The sequence below is a fragment of the Algoriphagus winogradskyi genome, from assembly GCF_900182815.1.
Lineage (GTDB): Bacteria > Bacteroidota > Bacteroidia > Cytophagales > Cyclobacteriaceae > Algoriphagus > Algoriphagus winogradskyi.
Window position 1 is genome coordinate 875275 of the sequence record NZ_FXUA01000001.1, and the last position, 20835, is coordinate 896109.

11 protein-coding genes are annotated in these 20835 nt (G+C 40.0%); 5 read left to right on the forward strand and 6 right to left on the reverse strand.

Going from position 1 to position 20835, the window contains the following annotated elements; translation table 11 throughout:
• Positions 1 to 34 precede the first annotated feature (34 nt).
• Positions 35 to 1591, reverse strand: a complete 1557-nt coding sequence (locus QOL76_RS03715; RefSeq protein ID WP_283411680.1) for a RagB/SusD family nutrient uptake outer membrane protein — start codon at positions 1589 to 1591, stop codon at positions 35 to 37.
• Positions 1592 to 1619: 28 nt separating this feature from the next.
• The gene (locus tag QOL76_RS03720) at positions 1620 to 4811 is read right to left on the reverse strand and encodes a SusC/RagA family TonB-linked outer membrane protein (protein WP_377919137.1); all 3192 of its coding nucleotides are present in this window, start codon (positions 4809 to 4811) and stop codon (positions 1620 to 1622) included.
• Positions 4812 to 5764: 953 nt separating this feature from the next.
• Between QOL76_RS03720 and QOL76_RS03725 the strand changes: the two genes are divergently transcribed.
• Entirely contained in the window at positions 5765 to 5956 is a 192-nt protein-coding gene (locus tag QOL76_RS03725) for a hypothetical protein (RefSeq protein ID WP_283411681.1), read from the forward strand.
• An 8-nt stretch (positions 5957 to 5964) separates the two neighbouring features.
• Here the strand turns inward: QOL76_RS03725 and QOL76_RS03730 are convergent, their stop codons facing one another.
• Entirely contained in the window at positions 5965 to 7782 is a 1818-nt protein-coding gene (locus tag QOL76_RS03730) for an alkaline phosphatase (protein WP_283411682.1), read from the reverse strand.
• Positions 7783 to 8033: 251 nt separating this feature from the next.
• Between QOL76_RS03730 and QOL76_RS03735 the strand changes: the two genes are divergently transcribed.
• Positions 8034 to 9113, forward strand: a complete 1080-nt coding sequence (locus QOL76_RS03735; RefSeq protein WP_283411683.1) for a phosphatidylinositol-specific phospholipase C1-like protein — start codon at positions 8034 to 8036, stop codon at positions 9111 to 9113.
• A 15-nt stretch (positions 9114 to 9128) separates the two neighbouring features.
• Entirely contained in the window at positions 9129 to 10976 is a 1848-nt protein-coding gene (locus QOL76_RS03740; protein WP_283411684.1) for a metallophosphoesterase family protein, read from the forward strand.
• Between the two features lie 357 nt (positions 10977 to 11333).
• Here QOL76_RS03740 and QOL76_RS03745 read toward each other — a convergent pair whose 3' ends face one another.
• Positions 11334 to 13079, reverse strand: coding sequence for a RagB/SusD family nutrient uptake outer membrane protein (locus QOL76_RS03745; protein ID WP_283411685.1), 1746 nt, complete (start codon positions 13077 to 13079; stop codon positions 11334 to 11336).
• 44 nt (positions 13080 to 13123) lie between these two features.
• The gene (locus QOL76_RS03750) at positions 13124 to 16195 is read right to left on the reverse strand and encodes a SusC/RagA family TonB-linked outer membrane protein (protein WP_283411686.1); all 3072 of its coding nucleotides are present in this window, start codon (positions 16193 to 16195) and stop codon (positions 13124 to 13126) included.
• 836 nt (positions 16196 to 17031) lie between these two features.
• Here QOL76_RS03750 and QOL76_RS03755 point away from each other — a divergent pair.
• Entirely contained in the window at positions 17032 to 18486 is a 1455-nt protein-coding gene (locus tag QOL76_RS03755) for a PhoPQ-activated pathogenicity-related family protein (protein WP_283411687.1), read from the forward strand.
• Positions 18487 to 18560: 74 nt separating this feature from the next.
• On the opposite strand, the gene QOL76_RS03760 is transcribed toward QOL76_RS03755, so the two are convergent.
• Positions 18561 to 18704 carry a hypothetical protein gene (locus QOL76_RS03760; protein ID WP_283411688.1) on the reverse strand — a complete coding sequence of 48 codons (144 nt, stop codon included), beginning with the start codon at positions 18702 to 18704 and terminating at the stop codon, positions 18561 to 18563.
• A 274-nt stretch (positions 18705 to 18978) separates the two neighbouring features.
• Between QOL76_RS03760 and QOL76_RS03765 the strand changes: the two genes are divergently transcribed.
• A complete protein-coding gene (locus tag QOL76_RS03765; RefSeq protein ID WP_283411689.1) occupies positions 18979 to 20769 on the forward strand; it encodes a BamA/TamA family outer membrane protein in 1791 nt (596 codons plus the stop codon).
• Positions 20770 to 20835 lie beyond the last annotated feature (66 nt).

Genomic DNA, 20835 nt, shown 5'->3' on the forward strand with positions numbered 1-20835 from the left:
CCTTTTAATTCACTATTAATTCTAAAACTATTCTTTAATACCCAGGATTCTGAGGAGTCAAATTTGGGTTATTCTGCATTTCTGGAAGAGGATAAGGCATTAAGTAATGCTTTGCCTGGAGCGTTTGATTAGAGCTTGGATTGGTATGTCCTTCAAAATTGTCAAATCCATTGGTAGCTTCATTGTACACTTTGCGCAAGCGAAGCATATCGAACCAAGTAATCTGCTCGTAGCAGAGCTCATGCCATCTCTCTCTTAACACCGCATCTCTGAATGTATCTGCAGTAAATCCGCCCACAGATGGAGTACTTAGTCCCGCTCTGTCTCGAATTCTCTTCAAGCTTTCAACCGCCAAAGCATTTGGACCCCCAACTTCGTTCTGTGCCTCTGCGTAGATCAACAATACTTCCGCAAATCTGATCAATGGGACATTGAGATTATTAGCTCTAGTGCCCGGCTGGTCTTTAGTGCCCAATGCCATCTGATTAAAATGCTTGAAAATATACGGAGCACCTAGGTCAAATTCAGCACCGCTACCATTCGTATAGTAAGTAGTATAAAAGAACCCTTCCTGATTCACCGCCCTCTTATCTCCAGGCTCATATGAATTGTAGAAATCCTCAGTCGGCACAGTACTCCCCGTACCTGAAGGTCCTGCGAATGTTACCGGCTTAAAGTTTGGAAACATATTATTCATTGGATTTCCAGCAACGATCACGTTGTACTGAAGCATGAAAATATGCTCTAGAATGTTGTCGTTATTCTCATCGTGGATTGCCTTATAGGTAGGAAACAAATTAATAGATAAAGGATTACTGTTAGCGTAATCGATAACCTCTTTTGACTTATCAGCAGCCATTTGATAATGAGATGCTCCCTTACTCAATGGAAATCCTGCCATAGTCAAATAGACCTTTGCCAACAATGATTTGGCAGCAGCCAAAGATGCCCTACCACTATTGTCCATCCATGGTAAGCCTGCTGATTCCGCCGCTTTCAAATCCTCAACGATCAAGGCGTAAACGTCCTCTTGCGAAGCAGGTGCCGGTCTAAAATCTTCAGAACTGGCTGTTTGTGGCAACGTAATCAATGGCACATCACCCCAAAGTCTAACTGCATAGAAATAAGCCCAGGCTCTCAAGAATCTTGCTTCACCAAGGATTTTCGTTTTCTGTGCAGCATCCATTGGCGTAATTGCCGGCACTTTCTCCAACACCAAATTGGCTTGCGCAATCACTTTATACAAGCCATTCCACCAGTTGATCACATGTTGAGTTCTTCCATCATAGATTAGACCATATAGGTTATTCAAATCGGAATTTTGTGCTGTTTCAGTGGTAGATGTACCTGTTGGAGCTTCCAATAATTGCCAGGTAGAAGAAAAGATTCCTCCATCTCCTCCTATAAATCGAGTATCAGCATAAACTGATGCAAGTGCTGCTTCGGCGTGGTCTGGAATAGTATAGAAACTTTCCGGTGTCAAATTAGAAGGATCCTCTTCCTCCAGAAAACTTGAACAACCTACAAATCCTGCCACTAATGCTCCAAATAAGAACAATCTGCCTGCTTTGTTATATATGTTATTTTTCATTGTTATATCGCTTTAAGTAAAACAAGGATTAAAGAGTCACCTGTAGACCGAACATAAAAATTGTAGGTCTTGGATAACTGTGCCAGTTCATACCCTGTGAGAACACATTACTACCGTCACCACCTCGTATAGGTGTTGTTTCAGGATCTCCATTGATATCTTTTCCTGTCAAAAGGAAGAAATTCTGAGCTGAGGCATAGGCTCTCAATCTACTTAGCTTGATAGCGCTGGTAACATTTGAAGGAAAATTATATCCCAGTAACAGGTTTCTACCTCTAAGGAAGGAACCATCTTTCACCCAGTGTGAATCCACATTTGTTACATATCCAGCACGAGTATCACGTATCTCAGCAATCATCGTATTTTGATTCTGAGGTGTCCATGCATTCAATACTGAAGTGTAGCTATTTGCTAAAGCCTGACGATCTTCACTTGGGTGAAGTGTCATATCTAGTACATCATTACCCACACTGTATTGCAGCTCAACAGTAAGGTCAAAATTGTAAAATCTGAAGCTATTGGAGATTGCTCCCCAGAAATCAGGACTACCGTTACCTATGATCATTCTGTCCGAATCGTTGATTGCTTTATCACCGTTTACGTCTAAATATTTGATATCTCCTGGAAGAATAGTGAGTCCATTTCTATAACTCACAAATTCCGCAGCTTCTGCTCTTTCTGCCTCACTCCAAGTACCTAATCTTACAAGTCCCCAGAATGAACCTACTGGCTCACCTACTCTGATTATGTTGGTTTGATTAGTAAAATTAGGACCACCTACACCGAAAATATCTGCTGGCGTAGCTAGTGATAAAACCTTGTTTCTATTTAGCGAAAGGTTAAAAGAAGTATTCCAGCTGAAATTTTCTGATTCAAAATTCACGGAATTTAGAGTGAATTCTATCCCTTTGTTCTCCATGGAACCTACATTGCTTCGAATGGTCGCATAGCCACTTGTTCTTGGCACTGGGGAATCCAATAGCATGTCAGTAGTTTTTCTGTAATACAGATCCACTTCCAAATTCAATCTATTATTGAACATTCCTAGCTCAACCCCAAAATCCGTCTGAGCTGTTTTCTCCCATTTCAAATCCGGATTTGCTAGTCTATTGATACCAGTTCCACCCACTTGATTCTCGTTGTAAATAGCTGAATAATTAGAGCTCAATAAAGAAAGTGAGGAGTAAGGCGGAATTTCAGAGTTACCTGTCAACCCGTAACTCGTTCTAATCTTCAGGTTTGAGATAGTTGAATTACCCTTTAAAAATCCTTCCTCAGAAACTCTCCAAGCTAATGCGGCAGAAGGGAAAAAGGCATACTTGTTATTGTCACCGAATTTGGATGAACCATCGGCACGACCAGTCGCAGTAAACAAATACTTATCATCCAGAATATAATTAATTCTAGCAAAATAGGAATTTAATGCTTCGCGCGCTGCACCAGAACCTACCCTTGGTAATTGACTTCCAGCTCCAAGGTTATTATACAGGAAGTAATCTGTTGAAAAATTCTGGATACTAGCACTCATGGAAGAGAAATTGCTCTCTTGCCAGGAAATACCCAGTAATCCTTCAACAGCATGTCTTTCAGCAAAGACCTTATTATAGGTCAAGTAATTCTCAAGAGACCAGAAGGTGTTTTTACTTAAACTTTTGGATGCGGTACCACTTTGACCTATGGCCAAGGTCCTTGTCTCAGATCTATCATTTTCTTGGGTTAGGATATTTACCCCCAAGGCAGTTCTCATTTGAAGTGCATCAGAAAACTTGATATTGGTATACGCACTTCCCAAAGTTGTTTGCGTATTGAGAATATATCTCCTTCCAGACAATCTGTGCATGGAACTCATGGTGCCCTCAGCAAATGGATAATCTCTGTTATTTGCAAACGTACCATCTTCGTATTTCACAGGAAGGAAAGGAAAATCCTCCACCATCTGTCTAGCTACCGCATCAGATACATCGACTAGATTTTCTGACTGATTGTTATAGCTTAGACTACCACCTACTGTCAACCAAGTTTTCACTTTATCTTCTATGGTAAAACGCGTAGAATATCTCTTTAAATAGGATGTTTTCACTAAGCCTTCATCATCTCTGTATCCTAAAGAAAGAGAATATGAAGTACGTTCGTTACCTCCTGTAAAGCCTAATTGATGGTTTTGAGAAAGTTTATTTTGAGTAGTTTCTTTTAGCCAATCGGTATCGTAAAGTGGATTTCCTTGGCTATCAAAAATACGCGGGTCAGTTCTACGGAGAGCTGGGTTCAGATATGCCCATTTGCCAGCATTCCATCCTTCTGGATCATATTTGGCCATATTTGCCCAAGCCAGATCTTCCACAGCTAGGTATTGCTCGGCATTCAATACTTCCGGCCTATTGGGACCGATGATAGGAACACTTAAGTCCACATTATAGGTCACACTTCCTTCGCCTGATTTACCTTTTTTGGTAGTTATGAGAATGACACCATTTGCTCCTCTGGAACCATAAATAGCAGTAGATGAAGCATCCTTTAATACTTCTACAGATACGATATCGTTAGGGTTGATGTAATCAACTGCACTACTTTGCTGATCCAAAGTACTCATCGGCATCTGGACACCATCTATCACATATAGAGGATTGTTTGATGAGTTGATTGAACTGAAACCCCTGATTCTCACAGTAGTTCTTCCCCCTGGTCTTCCTGAGTTATTGTTTACTTGAACACCGGAAATTCTTCCCGCCAAAGCTTGATTTAGAGATGCAGCTGGACGCTCTCTCAGTGCTTCTGCACCTACAGAACCTACCGAGCCCGTCAAATCACTTCTTTTGGTAGTACCGTATCCAATTACGACCACCTCATCTAATGCTGTTGCATCAGGCCTAAGAGTAATGTTGATGACAGATTGAGAACCAACTGTTACTCGCTGTGGCTCATATCCTATGTAGGAAAATATCAGCTCAGCATTGTCAGCCACAGTAATTGTATACTTGCCATCTATGTCTGTAATGGTACCAGAAGTAGTACCAGCTACTGATACTGTAGCACCAGGAAGTGGTAATCCTGTTTCATCCAAGACTTTCCCGGTTACAGTTACATCCGCTATTATTACATTTATCAGGGGATCTGCATTAGCACTTGTAATTACTATAGCACTAAACATAAGTTGAATTAAGAACCCATACAGGACTCTTTTAGACACCCGAAAGAGTCGTCTATGTAATGTTGATTTCATATTATGTGAGGTTTATTATTAAAATTGACTAAAAATATTCTGTAATTATTTTTCAAAAAACAGATTATCGAGTATTGTGCAGCGAGGAATTTTCTAAAATATCAACTGCTCCTTTCAAAGGTTCCTTTAGTTTAATTCATTGGCATTGTTTTTATGTAAAAATTATGTAAAACCTAGTTGAAACATCAAAGAATAAATAATATAAAACCAAAGAGATCTAATCTAAGTATTCATAACCAAGACCAAATCAACCTAAAAAGCATTAAAACACTGATAAACAAATCATTACACTCTATATATAAATGTCAGGTATCCCAAAACACCTATATAAAGTAATTCGTAATATAAAAAATGAATCTTATGCAAAAGCAGCATAGAATCACAATTAGAGATTCAAATTTTTAAAATTAGTAATACCGAAAGTTAAGATTTAACAAAATTATTAAACATATCCAATATTAATTGAACTAAACTCATTTAGAGTATTAATAAATCAATTTAAACATACCAGCCCTGTGAAAAAGACCTCTTCCTAATTTAAACAAAAAAATTTATCATTTGACCTGAGTAATAAAAAAATATTAACAATCAAAAATACAAGCTATTACCCTACTTAGCTAAATTTTACATTTTTAATAAAAAATATTAAATATAAATAAACCACCATTTCCTTTTTAGCAAAGAAAAATCTATCCATGATGGATTCTGATACCTTAAAACTCCAAATTGAACAATTTTAGTAATCATGTTTTTTATCAAATGAATTGAAAGCACCTCATAGACTAATTCATGAGTCCGGAAAAAATTAACTTTTCCCAATAAAATGTCCGAAAACCCCAATTTTCGTGTTCGGTTTCGTGACAGAAATTACCTTCAACCTGCGTGTATTAGCTAAAAATCGATTTAATTGAGATTGGAATAAGTATTGAATCTCTCAATCCTAAAAACAAACTATGCTAAGCTTCCTTCTTTGGTGCATCCTCTTTATCCTTTGCTGGCCATTGGCAATTATCGCTCTTCTCCTCTACCCCATAGTATGGCTTCTTTTACTTCCTTTTAGGCTATTGGGATTTGCTGTTGACCTTTCCTTTGACCTGATCAGAAACATCTTTATGCTGCCCTTTACTTTGGTAGGCAAGCGATAGAAAGCAACTTATTTGGAGTGATAGCGCTTTACCAATTTCATGATTTTATGGAATACTTCAGTATTTTCATAAATCCCTCTGAAATCACCCGAATGTGCACCGTAAGCAAAAATAGGAACCATAATCCCGGTATGATCATCAGAATGGTAAGCTAGCTCTACAGTTCCAGTTGCAATATCCCCCTGCGGAATAGAAACACCGCCTGTCTCATGATCGGCAGTAATGATGACCAAAGTTCCGGGATTTTGGTCTGCAAACTGTATCACTTCAGCTATTGCCTGATCAAAATCCAGCATTTCGGAAACTATCATGGAGCTGTTATTCTCATGCCCTCCCGAATCGATATTGGCTGCCTCCACCATTAGGAAAAAAGGTGTGTTTTTTTTCGCTAAAAAGTTAAGACCAAAGGCGGTGCTTTCTACCAAATATTCTCCTCTTCCTTCCAGCTTTTTAGGCAAAGCATCATTTGCAACAAAATAACCTATTCTCTCCGCCGATGTTTCGCCTAGACTCTCCACCATGGTGAAACCAGCATCTTGGAGATTTTTCGACTCTGAGGAAAATTTTGTTCCTCCACCAGCGATAAACATGTCCAGTTTACTCTTCGACAAATACGCTGAGATCTGATCTGCATCGTCACGCTCAGGATGATGCGCATAGAAAGAGGCTGGCGTTGCCCCTGTCAGTTGATCCGTGGTGATGATGCCGCTCGCAAAACCATACTCATCCAGGATGTCTGGAAGATTTGACAAAGCCTTTCCTTCTGAATCCACTCCCAAGGCTCGATTATTTGTTTTTTCGCCTGTGGCATAGGCTGTGGCTCCAGCCGCTGAGTCGGTTGTAAAATCGTCTGCCGCTTGAGTTTTCACCAAACCCAGATTCTTCAGCTGAGTCAGGTTCAATTGATTACCATTGGAAAATAAAGCTGCAGAAATCTGAGCCAAGCCATTACCATCCCCTATCATCAGAATCACATTTCGCACAGGCACATTGGCTCCATCCAGTTCGAATGTAGGCTGATACACTTCATGTTTTGAGGTATTATGATAGACATTTTTAGTCAGCTTACTGAGGTAATCAGCAGCCTCATTTGGATGATCTGTGTTGATGTAATCTTCTCCCATTTCATAGAAAGCCTTCCAGGCCGACTTGCTATCCGGTGATCCCCAAAAGCGCACAGGCTTACCAAAACTATGAACCAAATCAATGAAGTTTTGGAGCTTCGCACGTTGTTCTTCCACCATTCTCCCTTTTCCATTCCAAATAGAAAACTGCCTAAAACTTAAGCTGACCATTCCGATTTTATCCCAAGGCAAATCCTTGCTTAATTCCTTACTTTGATAATCAAAAAGCATCCAGTCCGGATAATTTTTATAATCGTCAGGTTTTGGTCTATTGCCTGAAATAATCAATTTCAATCCACCCGGATTGCTTTCAGAAAAAAGTACATCCTGATAGTTCAACATGCTTTGCTCTAATACTTCCAAAGTAGAATAGGCTTCCGTCTTTAGGTCCACCAGCAAATGAAAATTGATGGAAGGAATAATATCATTTTTTAAGCCTTCTTTAATGGGGTCTAAATACAAGCTTTCTATGGTACGTCGAGAGTCAATACTCTCCACTTCATGAGCAGCCATCAGAATACCATCTTGCAGGATCAAATCGACTTCAATGGAAGTAGCTCCTGCACCATAGGCCGTCCAAAACGGCACAGTCTGCAAATAGTCGTTGTGGGAATGGATTTGAAATGCTGCCTGATTCTGAGCAGAAAGGCCAAAAGAAATCAGTAGTAGCAGTAATAACTGAGTTGAAAAGAATTTATTCATGCCTAAAATTAGGGTATTCAATAGGATTAAATGCCTTCATTATGTTCAAAAAACAAAGCCTTAACATATTCATAAACTATAAAGCATTAGAGTAAAACATAGAATCCAGTTTAAAAAATTAATACCCTAATAATAAAGCTATTGTATGGCTGACTTCGATTTCAGATTCTTTTAAATCATAACATAAACATGAAGCAAAAAATAAAAATCATCTTCAAATTAGTAGGAACTTGCTATTCAAAATACATCTTATGAAAACCTCCACCAACGTACTGTTACTAGCTTTTTGCCTGTTTTTTTACTCTGCTATTTCTGCTCAAGACCTCAAAATCAACCAAATTCAGGTAATCGGCAGTCACAACAGTTACAAAAGTCAAATGGCACCGGAATTACTGGCTTATTTGGCCAAAGTAAACCCATCAGCATCTCAGAGTTTGGAATACGCACATATTCCTTTAGAAGCTCAACTTGATCTGGGACTTAGAAATTTGGAACTTGACGTGTACCACGATCCCGCAGGAGGAAGATATTCAAACCCGAAAGGATTGGAAATCATCAAAGCCAGCGGAGGAAATATTCCTGATTATGATCCTAGCGATGCACTTTCCAAGCCGGGCATGAAACTGTTCCATGTGCAGGATCTGGATTTTCAGTCTCACTACCTACTTTTTGCAGATGCTTTGACAGCACTCAGAAAATGGAGCGACAACAATCCTGAGCACTATCCTATTTTCATTTTGATCAATGCAAAAGATGGAAACATCCCCGGCACTCGCCCTACTTTACCTTTCACTGCTGCCGCGCTGGATAGCATTGACCTGGAAATCAGGACACATTTAGGAATGAATAAACTAATCACTCCAGATAGGGTAAAAGGAAAGTATGCTGATTTGGAAGCTGGCGTGTTAGCCGGAAACTGGCCTAAATTGGATGATGCAAAAGGAAAATTCCTTTTTGTTTTGGATGAAAGTGAGGAGAAAATCGATCGATATCTCGAGGCTAAGCCGGAGCTAAGGAATGCGGTGCTTTTCGTGAATAAAAAAGAAGGTAATTCTACCGCTGGATTCAGGATTATTAATAATGCAGTGAAAGATGAAGCCTACATCAGAGACCTAGTCCAGAAGGGATACATGATCAGAACGCGTGCGGATTCTGACACGAAACAGGCCAGAGCAAATGATTACACCACATTTGAAAAGGCAAAAGCTTCTGGCGCACAAGTAATCTCTACTGACTATTATTACCCTTCTACTTTCTTTAAATCAGAATACAAAGTTAATTTCGAAGGAAACACCTACGAAAGACCTAATCCAGTATTGGTCAACAAATAGCTTTACTGCATTATTTTGAACAAAAAATACCTTCTTCCAAGCATCCTTGGCGCTGCAATGCAATTAATCGGCGCCAATACACCGCTCGTTGCGCAAGGATCAGCTGAGATTGAAATCGCTTTTCTCTCAGACATCCATCTTCAGGACATTTATGCAGACCTGCAGTCACCTGATTTTAATGGAATTCTGAATCCAAAAACCGGTAAATACGCGACTATTCGCACCATGAAAAGTCAGTTGAATTCCACCCGCCTGTTCAATGAAAACTATTTTGCTTTCATCAGCGCATTGGAAGATTTGCGGGAAAAAGGGATTCAGCTCGTAGTGCTTCCAGGCGACTTTACCGATGATGGCCAACCGATGAATGTCCTAGCTCTACAGAAAATTCTTGAGCACTATTCCAGCAAGTTTGGAATGCGCTTTTTTCTGACCACTGGGAATCATGACACAGTGAAGCCTTACGGAGGTCTTGCAGGCAAGCGTGATTTTCTTGGCACCGATGGAAAGGAGCAGGCTATTGCTGGAGATGCAAAGGTATTCCCAGCTCTTGAGGTGGCGCAATCAGATCAAATCAATTACTGGGGCTATCCTGAGGTTACTGCTGCTTTGAGCAATTTTGGTTTTTTCCCTGATGAAAAAGACCTCTTTTGGGCACATCCTTTCCAGGAGCTTGACTATGAAAACTATTCTTTCGATCAGGCTATGGCCTCTGCTAACCTCGAACAGAGAAAGTTCCCTCTTTCGGATTCAGGGTTATTTCTACCGGATGCCAGTTATGTAGTTGAGCCTATCGAGGGAATCTGGCTGCTGGCTTTGGATGGCAATGTATTCACTCATTCGGGAAAAGATTTGAAAGAAGGCTGGAAAGGCTCCTCTGTTGGATTCAACCAAGCTTCTATTTCCAAAAAGCATCAGCTAGACTGGATTAAAAAAGTAGCTGCAGAGGCAGAAAAGAGAGGCAAAACGCTGATTTCTTTCAGCCATTATCCCCTAGTGGAGTTTCATGATGGAGCTTCCGAAGAAATGAAATCACTCTTTGGACCTAGAAAATTTCAACTGGAGCGCGTGCCTACCAACGAAACCAGCGAACTCTACGCCACGGCAGGCATCAACATTCATTTTGCCGGACACATGCATATCAATGACACCGGAGTTTATCAAGACCAATCAACCACCCATACCATGTATAATATTCAAGTACCTTCTTTGGCTGCTTTCCCACCTGCTTATAAGACTGCAAAAATCTCGAAGAAAGACAATTTTGAGATTGAGACTATCCCACTGACGGAAGTAGATCATATGAATGAATTCTTTGATCTCTATAGAATGGAACATAGATGGCTGCTGGAAAATCAAGATCCTGGAATTTGGGACACTACCATCCTAGCATCAAAAAATTACCTGGAATACACCCGGAATCACTTACTTGAATTGACCAAGTCCAGATTTATTCCTTCAGATTGGCCAGAAAACCTCGCCCTGCTGTTGCAAAATATGACGGAATCTGAATTAAGGAATTGGAGTCAAATCAATGAAAAAGAAGGGGAAATTTATCTTTCTAAAATAGTAAATAGGTTAAAATCCAGCTCTACACAAAGCGGCTCTAACCTAAGTATAATCGATGATTTCTACCTTTTGAAAAATGGAGATGACCTTGGTAAACGCCTCATTCCAGACAATAGGCTAGGTTTTTACAAGGAAATCATCCCCGTGATTATTCAAAAAACATATTCTCAGGAACAAATTCATAGTAAGGAATTGATTCAGTTTTTTAGGATTTTTGACCTGCTTTTCCATTCCCAGCCTGCAGATCATTTTTCGATTGATCTAAAGAAGAATACCATCAAAATGATTGAAGATTGATTTTCTGGAGTTTTACTTGATAAAGGAATAGCATCAAAAACACAATACTGATCGCACCGGGGGCACTCCTCAAAATACACGACCTGCGGAACCCAGAATGTTGTTTCTGGGCTAGTATTGGTCTAGCCTTAGGTAAGATGTTTTCAACCTTCTAACTTTCTCTTGCTTGCTCAACCTAGATGCTTTTTTCTTTCACCCTTCATTAGGGCTACTACTATCCTAAACAATCCCCAATCTATGAATGCCAAAGGCACGATGAGTAGCTTTACCTAGTCCTATTTTGCCCTAAAAGCGTACAAATAGCAAAGCCGATGAGTAATCTCATCGGCTTTGCTTTTAATAAGAGGTTATCAACTATTAATACCCTTGATTTTGCACCAAGAAACCAGAAACATTTGAGGCTCCATCTATTGCCCTTTGTGGAATTGGGAACAATCTTTTGTTCGGATCGCTATCGGTTTTCTCAGTCCAGCTATCTTCATATTTACCAAATCTGATTTGATTGGTTCTTCTCAAACCTTCCCAATAAAGCTCAAAGCCAGATTCACGGAATAGTATATCCAAATCAATCGAAGCCAAAGGAGCAGGTGTTTGCGCAGGACGAGCTGTTCTCGAAGTTCTGAGGGTATTTACATCTGCAAGTGCCCCTGCATTATCACCTTTTCTCAACTTGGCCTCAGCACGCATCAAATAAACCTCACCTAATCTCAGCAAAACGATATCTACACTGCTATTTGAACAGCAATTCGGCGCGGTTCGGCTAAACTGATATTTAGAGAATCGATTTCCAGTATTGTGCAAGCTACCCTCGCTGGTAAAATCCACCTGGAAGGTGTGATCCACGTAACGGATATTTGCTCCACTACTTCTTCTGTTAATCACTGGATAGATTTTCACTTTCCCATCAGTATCCCGAATAATCGCTCCGGTTTCATCTTTTCGCGGTCCCCAGATAATATTTCGAAGAATCCCTCGATCCATTTCAAACTCGGTATCTTCTACTGTGTAATAGTGATCTTCATCATTTGTAGGATTAACCCCTGTTAAGTCTTGAAGATTCTCAGGAACCATCGTATTGCGCATGAAGAAACGTGCATCTGCATCCGCAGGATCCACATTACCATATGCGTCATACCAGGTTTGCACGAAATCCGGTGTAGCAGCGACCGCATCAGTTCCTCTAGTGCTAGGGTACTCAGGTCTTGGAACCTGATCACCCGAAATTGACCAGTATTGCCATCTGCTATGCTCAGTCTGCAATACACCACGCTGGTCTAGAGAGAAAATAATCTCCTTATTGGTATTATTATCATCATTAAATAAAGCGAAGTATTCAGCAGACAAGGTATAAGGTCCATTGATTATATCAGTCGTGTATTCTATGACCTTATCCATGTCCTCAGTTCTGAAGTCAGGTGTACCATAAGGATCACGATATACAGCGGCATTCAAATACAAGCGCGCTAACATTCCCTCAACAGCATATTTATTTATTCGGCCTGGACCATTAGTGCTACTGATCACATTGACAACCGAAAGCAGCTCATTCTCAATGTAATCGAGTGCTTCTTGGCCACGCAAAATGACAGACTGTTCGTCAGAAGCATCTTTTCTGAAAACCAACCCCCAGTTGTCCAAAGCAAGCATATTCAAATATGCCTTCATTGCTATCATTTCATACAGTGGGTTTTGAGCATTCGTGTTCCCGTTTTCCACCTCTAGAGTCAATTGCTCCTCTGCCGCTACTGCTCTGGAAAGTGTCAAGGTGATATAAGTCCAAGAATCACCAACTAAGCTGTTTCCAGGAGTCATCAAATGCTGGTGTATAGCGATAAACTTACCTCCATCAAACCAATCTGTACCTCCACGGTAGGGAAGAATCCCTTCGTCTGAAGCTACTTCTTGAAGACCAAAATTAACGGTATGCATCCATACCTGCCGAAGCATCCCATATACTGGCGCAATAGACCCGCTGACGATTTCTGCTTCGCCAGTACCTGTAAGTGACTCATCGAGGATGTCTTCATCTAGTGTAGTGCAGCTTAGAAATGCAAGCAACAATGCAGCTACAGGAAGTATTCTATTAAACTTGATATTTTTCATTTTATTAAAATTTTCTAGAAGATTATCTGGTGATCTTTGAGTGATTAAAAGGTAACATTCAAGTTGATTGTGAATGTCCTCGCTCTTGGGTAGGTGAATCTGTCAATACCGAAAGTCTGAATTCCAGAAGAAGTAGAACCTGTATTGACTTCAGGGTCAAATCCGGAGTAGTCAGTTATCACGAAGAGATTCTGACCGGTAACTGAGAGCCGGATATTTTGGAATGTATTGCCCATTCCAAAGCTTGTTGGATTCACATTATAGCCCAATGTTGCGTTGTTAAGTCTAAAGAATGACCCACTCTCCAAAAATCGTGTTGACACCGTATTGGAGTTGTTGAAAGATTCCTCTGGATACTGTACGGCAAAATCTGTGGTATTATTTGATCTGGAAAGTTGGGCTTTGGTAAACAAAGACATGGTCGTGTGATTGTATATCTTGTTGCCAGCAGCTCCATTAAAGTTTAGACCCAAGTCGAAACTATTAAATCGAAAATTGGTATTAAATCCGTAGATGACCTTTGGTATAGCGCTTCCTACCACGCTTCTGTCATTATCCAGAATTTGTCCATCATTATTGATATCCACGAATTTATTGAGTCCATCTTCTCCGATTCCATCAAACTCAAGCATGTAAAAAGCGCCGATCGGTTGATTATTAATGTAGCCATTAATAGTGGCACCAGTTTGGCCTGCGCCCTGCGCTGCCCCAGTAGTCAAGACTGCGTACGGAGAATCTCTCACCTCATTTTTAATAAATGTGACGTTACCACCAATTTCATAAGAGAAGTTGGTTGATTCCTTACTAGCATAATTCAAAGTAAGCTCCACACCACTATTGTGGATTTCCATATTGTCGATATTATCCCAAAAAGTGGAGGTAGGCTGAACTGGATCTGCAGGAACTACCTCAAGGAGGATATTTGAGGATACCTTGTTGAAGTAATCCAACGTACCGCTCAATCTGTAATCCATCAAGGCAAAATCAATTCCGAAATCGATTTGGGTAGAAACTTCCCATTGCAAATTTGGATTTGCTAATCGCGTGAAGACAATACCGTAAGGGTAGCTATCTAACGTAGTTCCGTCAGTGTCTATTGGGTAAGTATTCAAACTACCTGAACCAGTTGCCAATCGATCTTCGGAATAACTGGCTTTGGTGATCTTAGACGGGATCTCCTGATTTCCTGTTTGACCCCAGCTCGCACGTACTTTAAGGTTATTGAAAATGGAGTTGGCCATGAAAGCTTCTTTACTCAAATTCCAACCCAATGCAAATGAAGGGAAGTATCCATACTTATTGTTTTGTCCAAATTTGGAAGAACCATCTGCCCGGAAAGTAGCTGTAAATAAATATTTATCAGCATATACGTAGTTCAGTCTGCCAAAGAAAGATTGTAATTCATTTCGCGTCGCAGAAGCATTTACCGTTGTTGGAAACTCGCTAGTACTGTTATGGTCCTGGTATCTTGGTTCTATATTGTTTGCAGCGAATCCTCGGTAATAAGTTCCTCTAAATTCGTCCAGAAAGGTCTGGTAAGAATGTCCTGCTAACACAGTAAAATTGTGTTTGTAATTGTTCCAATTATAGGTCAGGGTGTTTTCTACCAAGCTATTGGTATTGGAAGAAATAAGTTCGTCCAAGGTGCCGTCAGAGACATTAGATTCGTTGATCACCTCTGTATATGGCTTGTATTGCACATATCTGTTGGTGGTGGAATAATCCACACCTAAATTCAACTTATACGTCAAGCCATCAAAAATCTCAAAAGATGGGGAAATAGTCCCTAAAATCCGGTTGTTTGCCGCATCATCGCTGTACAAATCATATCGCTTGATTGGATTCAATGCATTTGTATTCAACAGCGTAGGTTCGCCATTCGTAAAAGCTGGAATTGTGGGGTTGAGCCCCAACATATCGCTAATCGTTCCAGTAATTACAGGTCTAAGGTTCTCTGTGTAAGCAGCTGTAAGATTGTAATCAATATTCAATCTGCCTTCGAAAGCCTTTTGATTTACGTTTAGTTTACCTGAATAGCGCTTCAAGTCACTGTTTTTCAAAATACCTTCTTGCTCCTGAAAGCCCAATGAAGCGAAATAGGAGAATCTCTCCGTATTGGCGCCACTCATGGATAAACTATAATCCTGAGAGAAGCCTACTTGAGTCAACTCGTCTTGCCAATTGGTATTTCCTCCGAAATCCTCCAGATTCCCTCCTACTGCCACTACTTGCTCTCTAAACTCATCCGCACCAAAGACATCAATCTGCTTTGCCATGGAAGACCAAGACGTTCCAACGGAGAGGTTCACCTGAGAGCTTCCCTTTTTGCCCTTTTTGGTGGTAATAACCACAACCCCATTTGAAGCGCGAGAACCATAAAGCGCAGTTGCACTAGCGTCTTTAAGCACATCGATACTTTCAATATCATTGGGATTTAGGAAGTTGAGCGGATTTGATGCTACTCCAGTTCCAGAGTTATCCAATAAAAACCCATCCAATACGTAAAGCGGCTGGGTACCTGAGCGTAAACTTCCGATTCCACGGATGATCACATTTTGATTTGCACCAGGCTCACCACTGGTAGAAGTAATGTTTACGCCTGCCATTTTTCCTTGCAACAGATCAACTGGATTTGTGATCACTCCCCTATTAAAATCCTCACTTTTAACAGAGCCAATAGCCCCAGTAACATCGGATCTTTTTTGGGTACCGTAGCCTATCACTACTAGTTCGTCTAGTTGGGTAGCATCAGGCTGCAACTGCACATCAATGATGGATTTTCCATTCACGGAGATTTCTTGGAGTATATACCCCACATAAGAAATCTGAAGAATAGCGTCTTCACCCACCTCAATTGTAAATTTGCCATCCAGATCAGTAACCGTTCCATTCACAGTACCTTTTATCTGAACTGTGGCTCCTGGAAGTGGCTGACCCGTTTCATCGGTGATCGTTCCAGTCACTGACTGTTCACCCGAAATCAAGGTAGATGTCGACAGACTAGTTCTAGTCTCTAGTTCTTTCGCAAGTAGTTGCGAGGAACTGGAGACTGATGTCCAAATCAACATACAGGTGGACGCATAAATAATTTTAGATAATTGTAATTTTGTATTCATAAAATTTATTGTATATAAAAGAGAACAATTCATATAAAAAACTAAACCAACCCTGTTAGCTTAGCCAAAATTCAAACGCAAAAGTACCGCTTACCTAACACAGTCCTGTTAAGGATATTTTAGGCTTATATTAAGTAAACTGAACCAATTTAAAGATCTATTATTTGCTCGGTAATGATTTCATCTCAGTAACTTAAAAAAACGACAAACACCTAAAAAGCCTTTAAAAATGTAAAATAAGGCCTTTCACAGGTTTTAATACTGGAATAACAATCCCAACAAAGAGTCAAAAAAAAGAAACAAACCAGCTTAAATTATTATTTTGTTAATTAATTAATATCTTTTGTAGACATACCTATAATTAAATTAACTTAACATTATATATACACTAGCTATACTCCCTAGTATTTTATTATCACATAATAATTTTAAATATGTCCACCCGCTTTTCTGCCAGTAAGGTAGCAAAGGCAAGGTAGGATATGTTAACCTTAAGAATTGAGGCTACTTCAGCCTGTCACGCCCTTGTGGGAGTCTCGGTTACTTGTAGTGAGCGTAGCTGAAGTATCGGTCTTATACCCTGACAGGCAAAAAAGCTAAGGCGACTTACTTCATTGCAGATCATCTTATTTTAAAAAACTCACAAGAATAAAGGGTTGCTTTAAGAAAGCTAAGCAACCTATCTCTCAACTTAATTGGTCAGAAAACCAACTTTTCAACAGTGAAAGGAAAAAGTAATTATTCATAGAATTCCTTCGCTATCATAATCATGTTGACGAATAGTTTATAAATTATATGATTATTAGCTTTTAATGATTAACAAAACCCAATTCCTGATGAAATCACTTTTTCCACGTCCCACACTGGTTTTTACCTGTGCTTATGTTTTCATTTCCCTTGTTTTTTTCTCCTGCCAAAAGCCAGAAGAAAAAACAATAACCCAAGAAATTGCCTCAGACAACCTGTTGAAGGATTATGTAATGGCTCCAGACTCTGCATTCAAATTTGAAGTAGTCCATACGGTCACGGGGGCAGAGTATGATTATCACGTCATCAAAATGACTTCACAGCACTGGCTCACTCCAGAATTAGTAGATAAGACCGAGTGGTGGCACTGGATTTCTATAGTGGTGCCTAGAGATACTCCCTTTGAAACAGGGTTGATGTGGATTGGCGGGGGAAGTACAAACACAAAAATGCCGGAGAACCCTGATGAACTGATTTTAGCCGCAGCGATGCAGACAAATTCAATTGTGGCACAAGTCCATAATATTCCTTTCCAGCCCTTAACCTTCGCGAACGATCCAGAAGGAGAAAGGTATGAGGATGCCATTATTGCTTATGGCTGGAGAAAGTTTCTGGAAGGAGGCGCTAAAGACGAAGATGCGATTTGGTTGGCTCGCCTCCCGATGACCAAAGCGGTAAAACTCGCAATGGATGCTACTTCAGAGGTAGTAAAAACCCTTTATGACAAAAACCTAAACAACTACGTCGTCGCTGGAGCATCGAAACGTGGGTGGACCACTTGGACAACTGCAGCTGTGGATGATAGGGTCGTTGCGATTATTCCAATCGTCATAGACATGCTAAACTTAGAATCTTCATTTAAGCATCACTGGAAAAATTATGGATTCTGGGCTCCAGCCGTAGATAATTATGTGAATGAAGGTGTAATGGACTGGATGGGAACTCCTGAATTTGATAGGCTATTAGCGATTACAGAACCTTATACTTTTGCTTCTGAGATGGAATTACCTAAGCTCTTGATCAATGCAGCAGGAGACCAGTTTTTTCAACCGGATAGCTGGGAATTTTATTGGAATGATCTGCCCGGTGAAAAGCATATTCAATACGTCCCGAATTTCGGACACGACTTAGGAGATTCTGATGCATTACCAAACATGATCTCCTTTTATTCCTCGGTGCTAAACCAAAAACCTAGACCTAAATACGAATGGAAAATTGAAGGAGACCTCATTTCATTTCAAGCGGATCCTGCCGACAAACCAATTTCAGTAAAAATCTGGAGCGCATATAATGATAAGGCTAGGGATTTTAGAGTGGATGTGTTTGGACCAAATTGGAAAGCAACTGAGTTAGAAATGGAAGCAGACGGACTTTATGAATTCCAGATGCCAGAACCTGAAACAGGGTATCAGGGATATTTTATGGAAGTCACTTTTGCAGGTCAGGCGCCTATGAAAGTAACAAGTGGTGTAGAAGTTCTGCCTAGATCCTATCCATTTGAGGAATTTGAACCTTCCCATGCTGTCTTAGAAAAATCAAACTAAAATTTTATAATAAAAACTTCCTTCATTTCTACATTTCCTTCCTATCCTTCTAAAAAAATAGTCTTCCATGGCAATTAATCATCCTCCACAGTTCCATCTGCATTTTCCCAAGGTATTAGCTTAGAAGTGTTCTTAGTCAGCTCCTTGTAAAAACCGAAATAGGCTCTCAACGCTGGCTTTGCAGAAAATATGGATTGGACAAGGTCAAAAGTCTCCAAAAAGAGCTAATATTTTTGAGTCTTAAACCTTTTGGCAGCTTATATGCAATTGAAAAAAACAATGTGATTATCCGCAATGATGCCAGTTGCCTTAGATTCTTTGCTTAACTGGTCGGAAGACCGATGACCGAAGACTGAAGTGACCTCAATTATAATTTTGAACAAATTCTAGATTGCTTTTCCCTCTTTACTGGTAGAAAAGCGGATATACATAAAAAACAAACTCTCATTGCAGAAATCAGAGCTTAATTTTTCGATTAAATTATAAAAAAACTTGTCAAAAGCATCATTAGGGGCACTTTTACTACTAATCATACTCCTTAGTGTGAAGCAGAATCTTTTTGCCCAAAATGAGAAAGATACTTCCAAAATTTCCATTACTCAAAAGGCCTTGGAGAAAGGAATGGATCTGATTACCAGATCAAATAGAGATTCCGTTTTAGTAGAAAAAGCAGAGGAAAAATTCCTTCCATATGAAGGAATGATCATCCGTAATATTACGATTGAAAACCTAGGATTTGAATTTTCTATTTATGGTCGACAAAAACCCATCGTACAGAAAGTTGGCAGGATAGCAAATAAGCTTCACACCAATACCCGCGAAAAAACTATCCGTCAACATCTTTTCATCAAGCCAAATCAAAAACTCAACCCTTACAAACTGGGCGATAATGAGCGATACCTCCGGGATCAATCGTTCATTTTGGAAAGTAGAATAATAGTGACCCCTATAGCCGGGACAGACTCCGTGGATCTGGCAATTGTCACCCGGGACATTTTCAGTTTTGGAGGCTCATTAAGCGGAACAATCCCTACAGCACCCTTGCTGAAAGTGTACAATGCCAACTTAGATGGACGAGGCCAGGGTTTTGAATTCGACATTCTATATGACCATGATCGAAGTCCAAAAACGGGGATAGCTTTAGCTTATACCAAGAGTAGTTTTTTGGGAAGTTTTGCGGATTTCACTGCCTATTATACCCAGTTGAATTCGGGAATCAGTGCCGGTGAAGAGAAAGAATACGCTACAGGCATCAGTTTAGAGCGTCCCCTTGTTTCTCCCTATTCAAGATTTGCAGGGGGAGCTGGATGGAGTCAAAATTGGTCAAAGAATGTAGATTCAAGACCAGATTCGGTATTTCTAGATTACAAATACAACATCATGGATCTCTGGATCGGCTATAATTTAGGGGCGAATAAAATACTCCAAGATAGAAAAAGAGAGTTTCTGGCGTTGCGGGTTTTTGATGGATATTTCATTAATCAGCCTGAACAGGAAGATGTGATTGATGAAAGTAGATATAATGATAGCAAGGGAATATTGGCAGAGTTTACGGTTTACGAGCAAGACTTTTTCAAAACCCAATATGTCTATGGTTTCGGGCGAACGGAAGACATTCCTTCTGGATACAATATCTCCACGACCTGGGGTTTTACAGAGACTATGGGTTACAAACGACCTTATGGAGACATCAATATCAATTTCAAGAGAGCCTTCAAAAGTGGTAGCTTTTATGATTTGAATTTAAATGGAGCTAGTTATTTAAGAAATGGCCTCGAAGACGCTGTACTTCAAACTGGGGGAACCTATTACACTCAGGCTTTTTCTCTTGGAAAATACAAAATCAGAAACTCTGCGAGTGTACTATACACCCATATTTATAAGCGACTCACTAACGATTGGTTAACTATCCGGGGTAATCTAATACCTGGACTGCGCGTGGAAGAGGTGGATGCCACCCGACGTATAGCTTTAGGCTTTGAGACCAGCCTATTCACTCCTTGGTCTTTGGTGGGATTTAGAGTAGCTCCATTTTCCTCATTTTATTGGGCAAAACTCAATTGTTACACTTGTGAAGAAAAATACCAGAATTACACTGGAATCAGTCTCGGAATGAGAATACGAAATGAAAACTTAATCTTCGGTACTATAGAATTGAAGGGCACCTTTATTCCCAACGATGACGAAGGCAATTCCAAGTTTGCTTTCAGCGTAAGAAAAAACTTGAGATTTAGGAAATCAGACATTTTTGTGACCGCTCCAAACTTGATAGTATATAACTGAGATCGTCATAATTAAGCTATCAAAGGAGGGGGAAAATGTGTCAAGTATGGCTCAAAAACCTAGTGT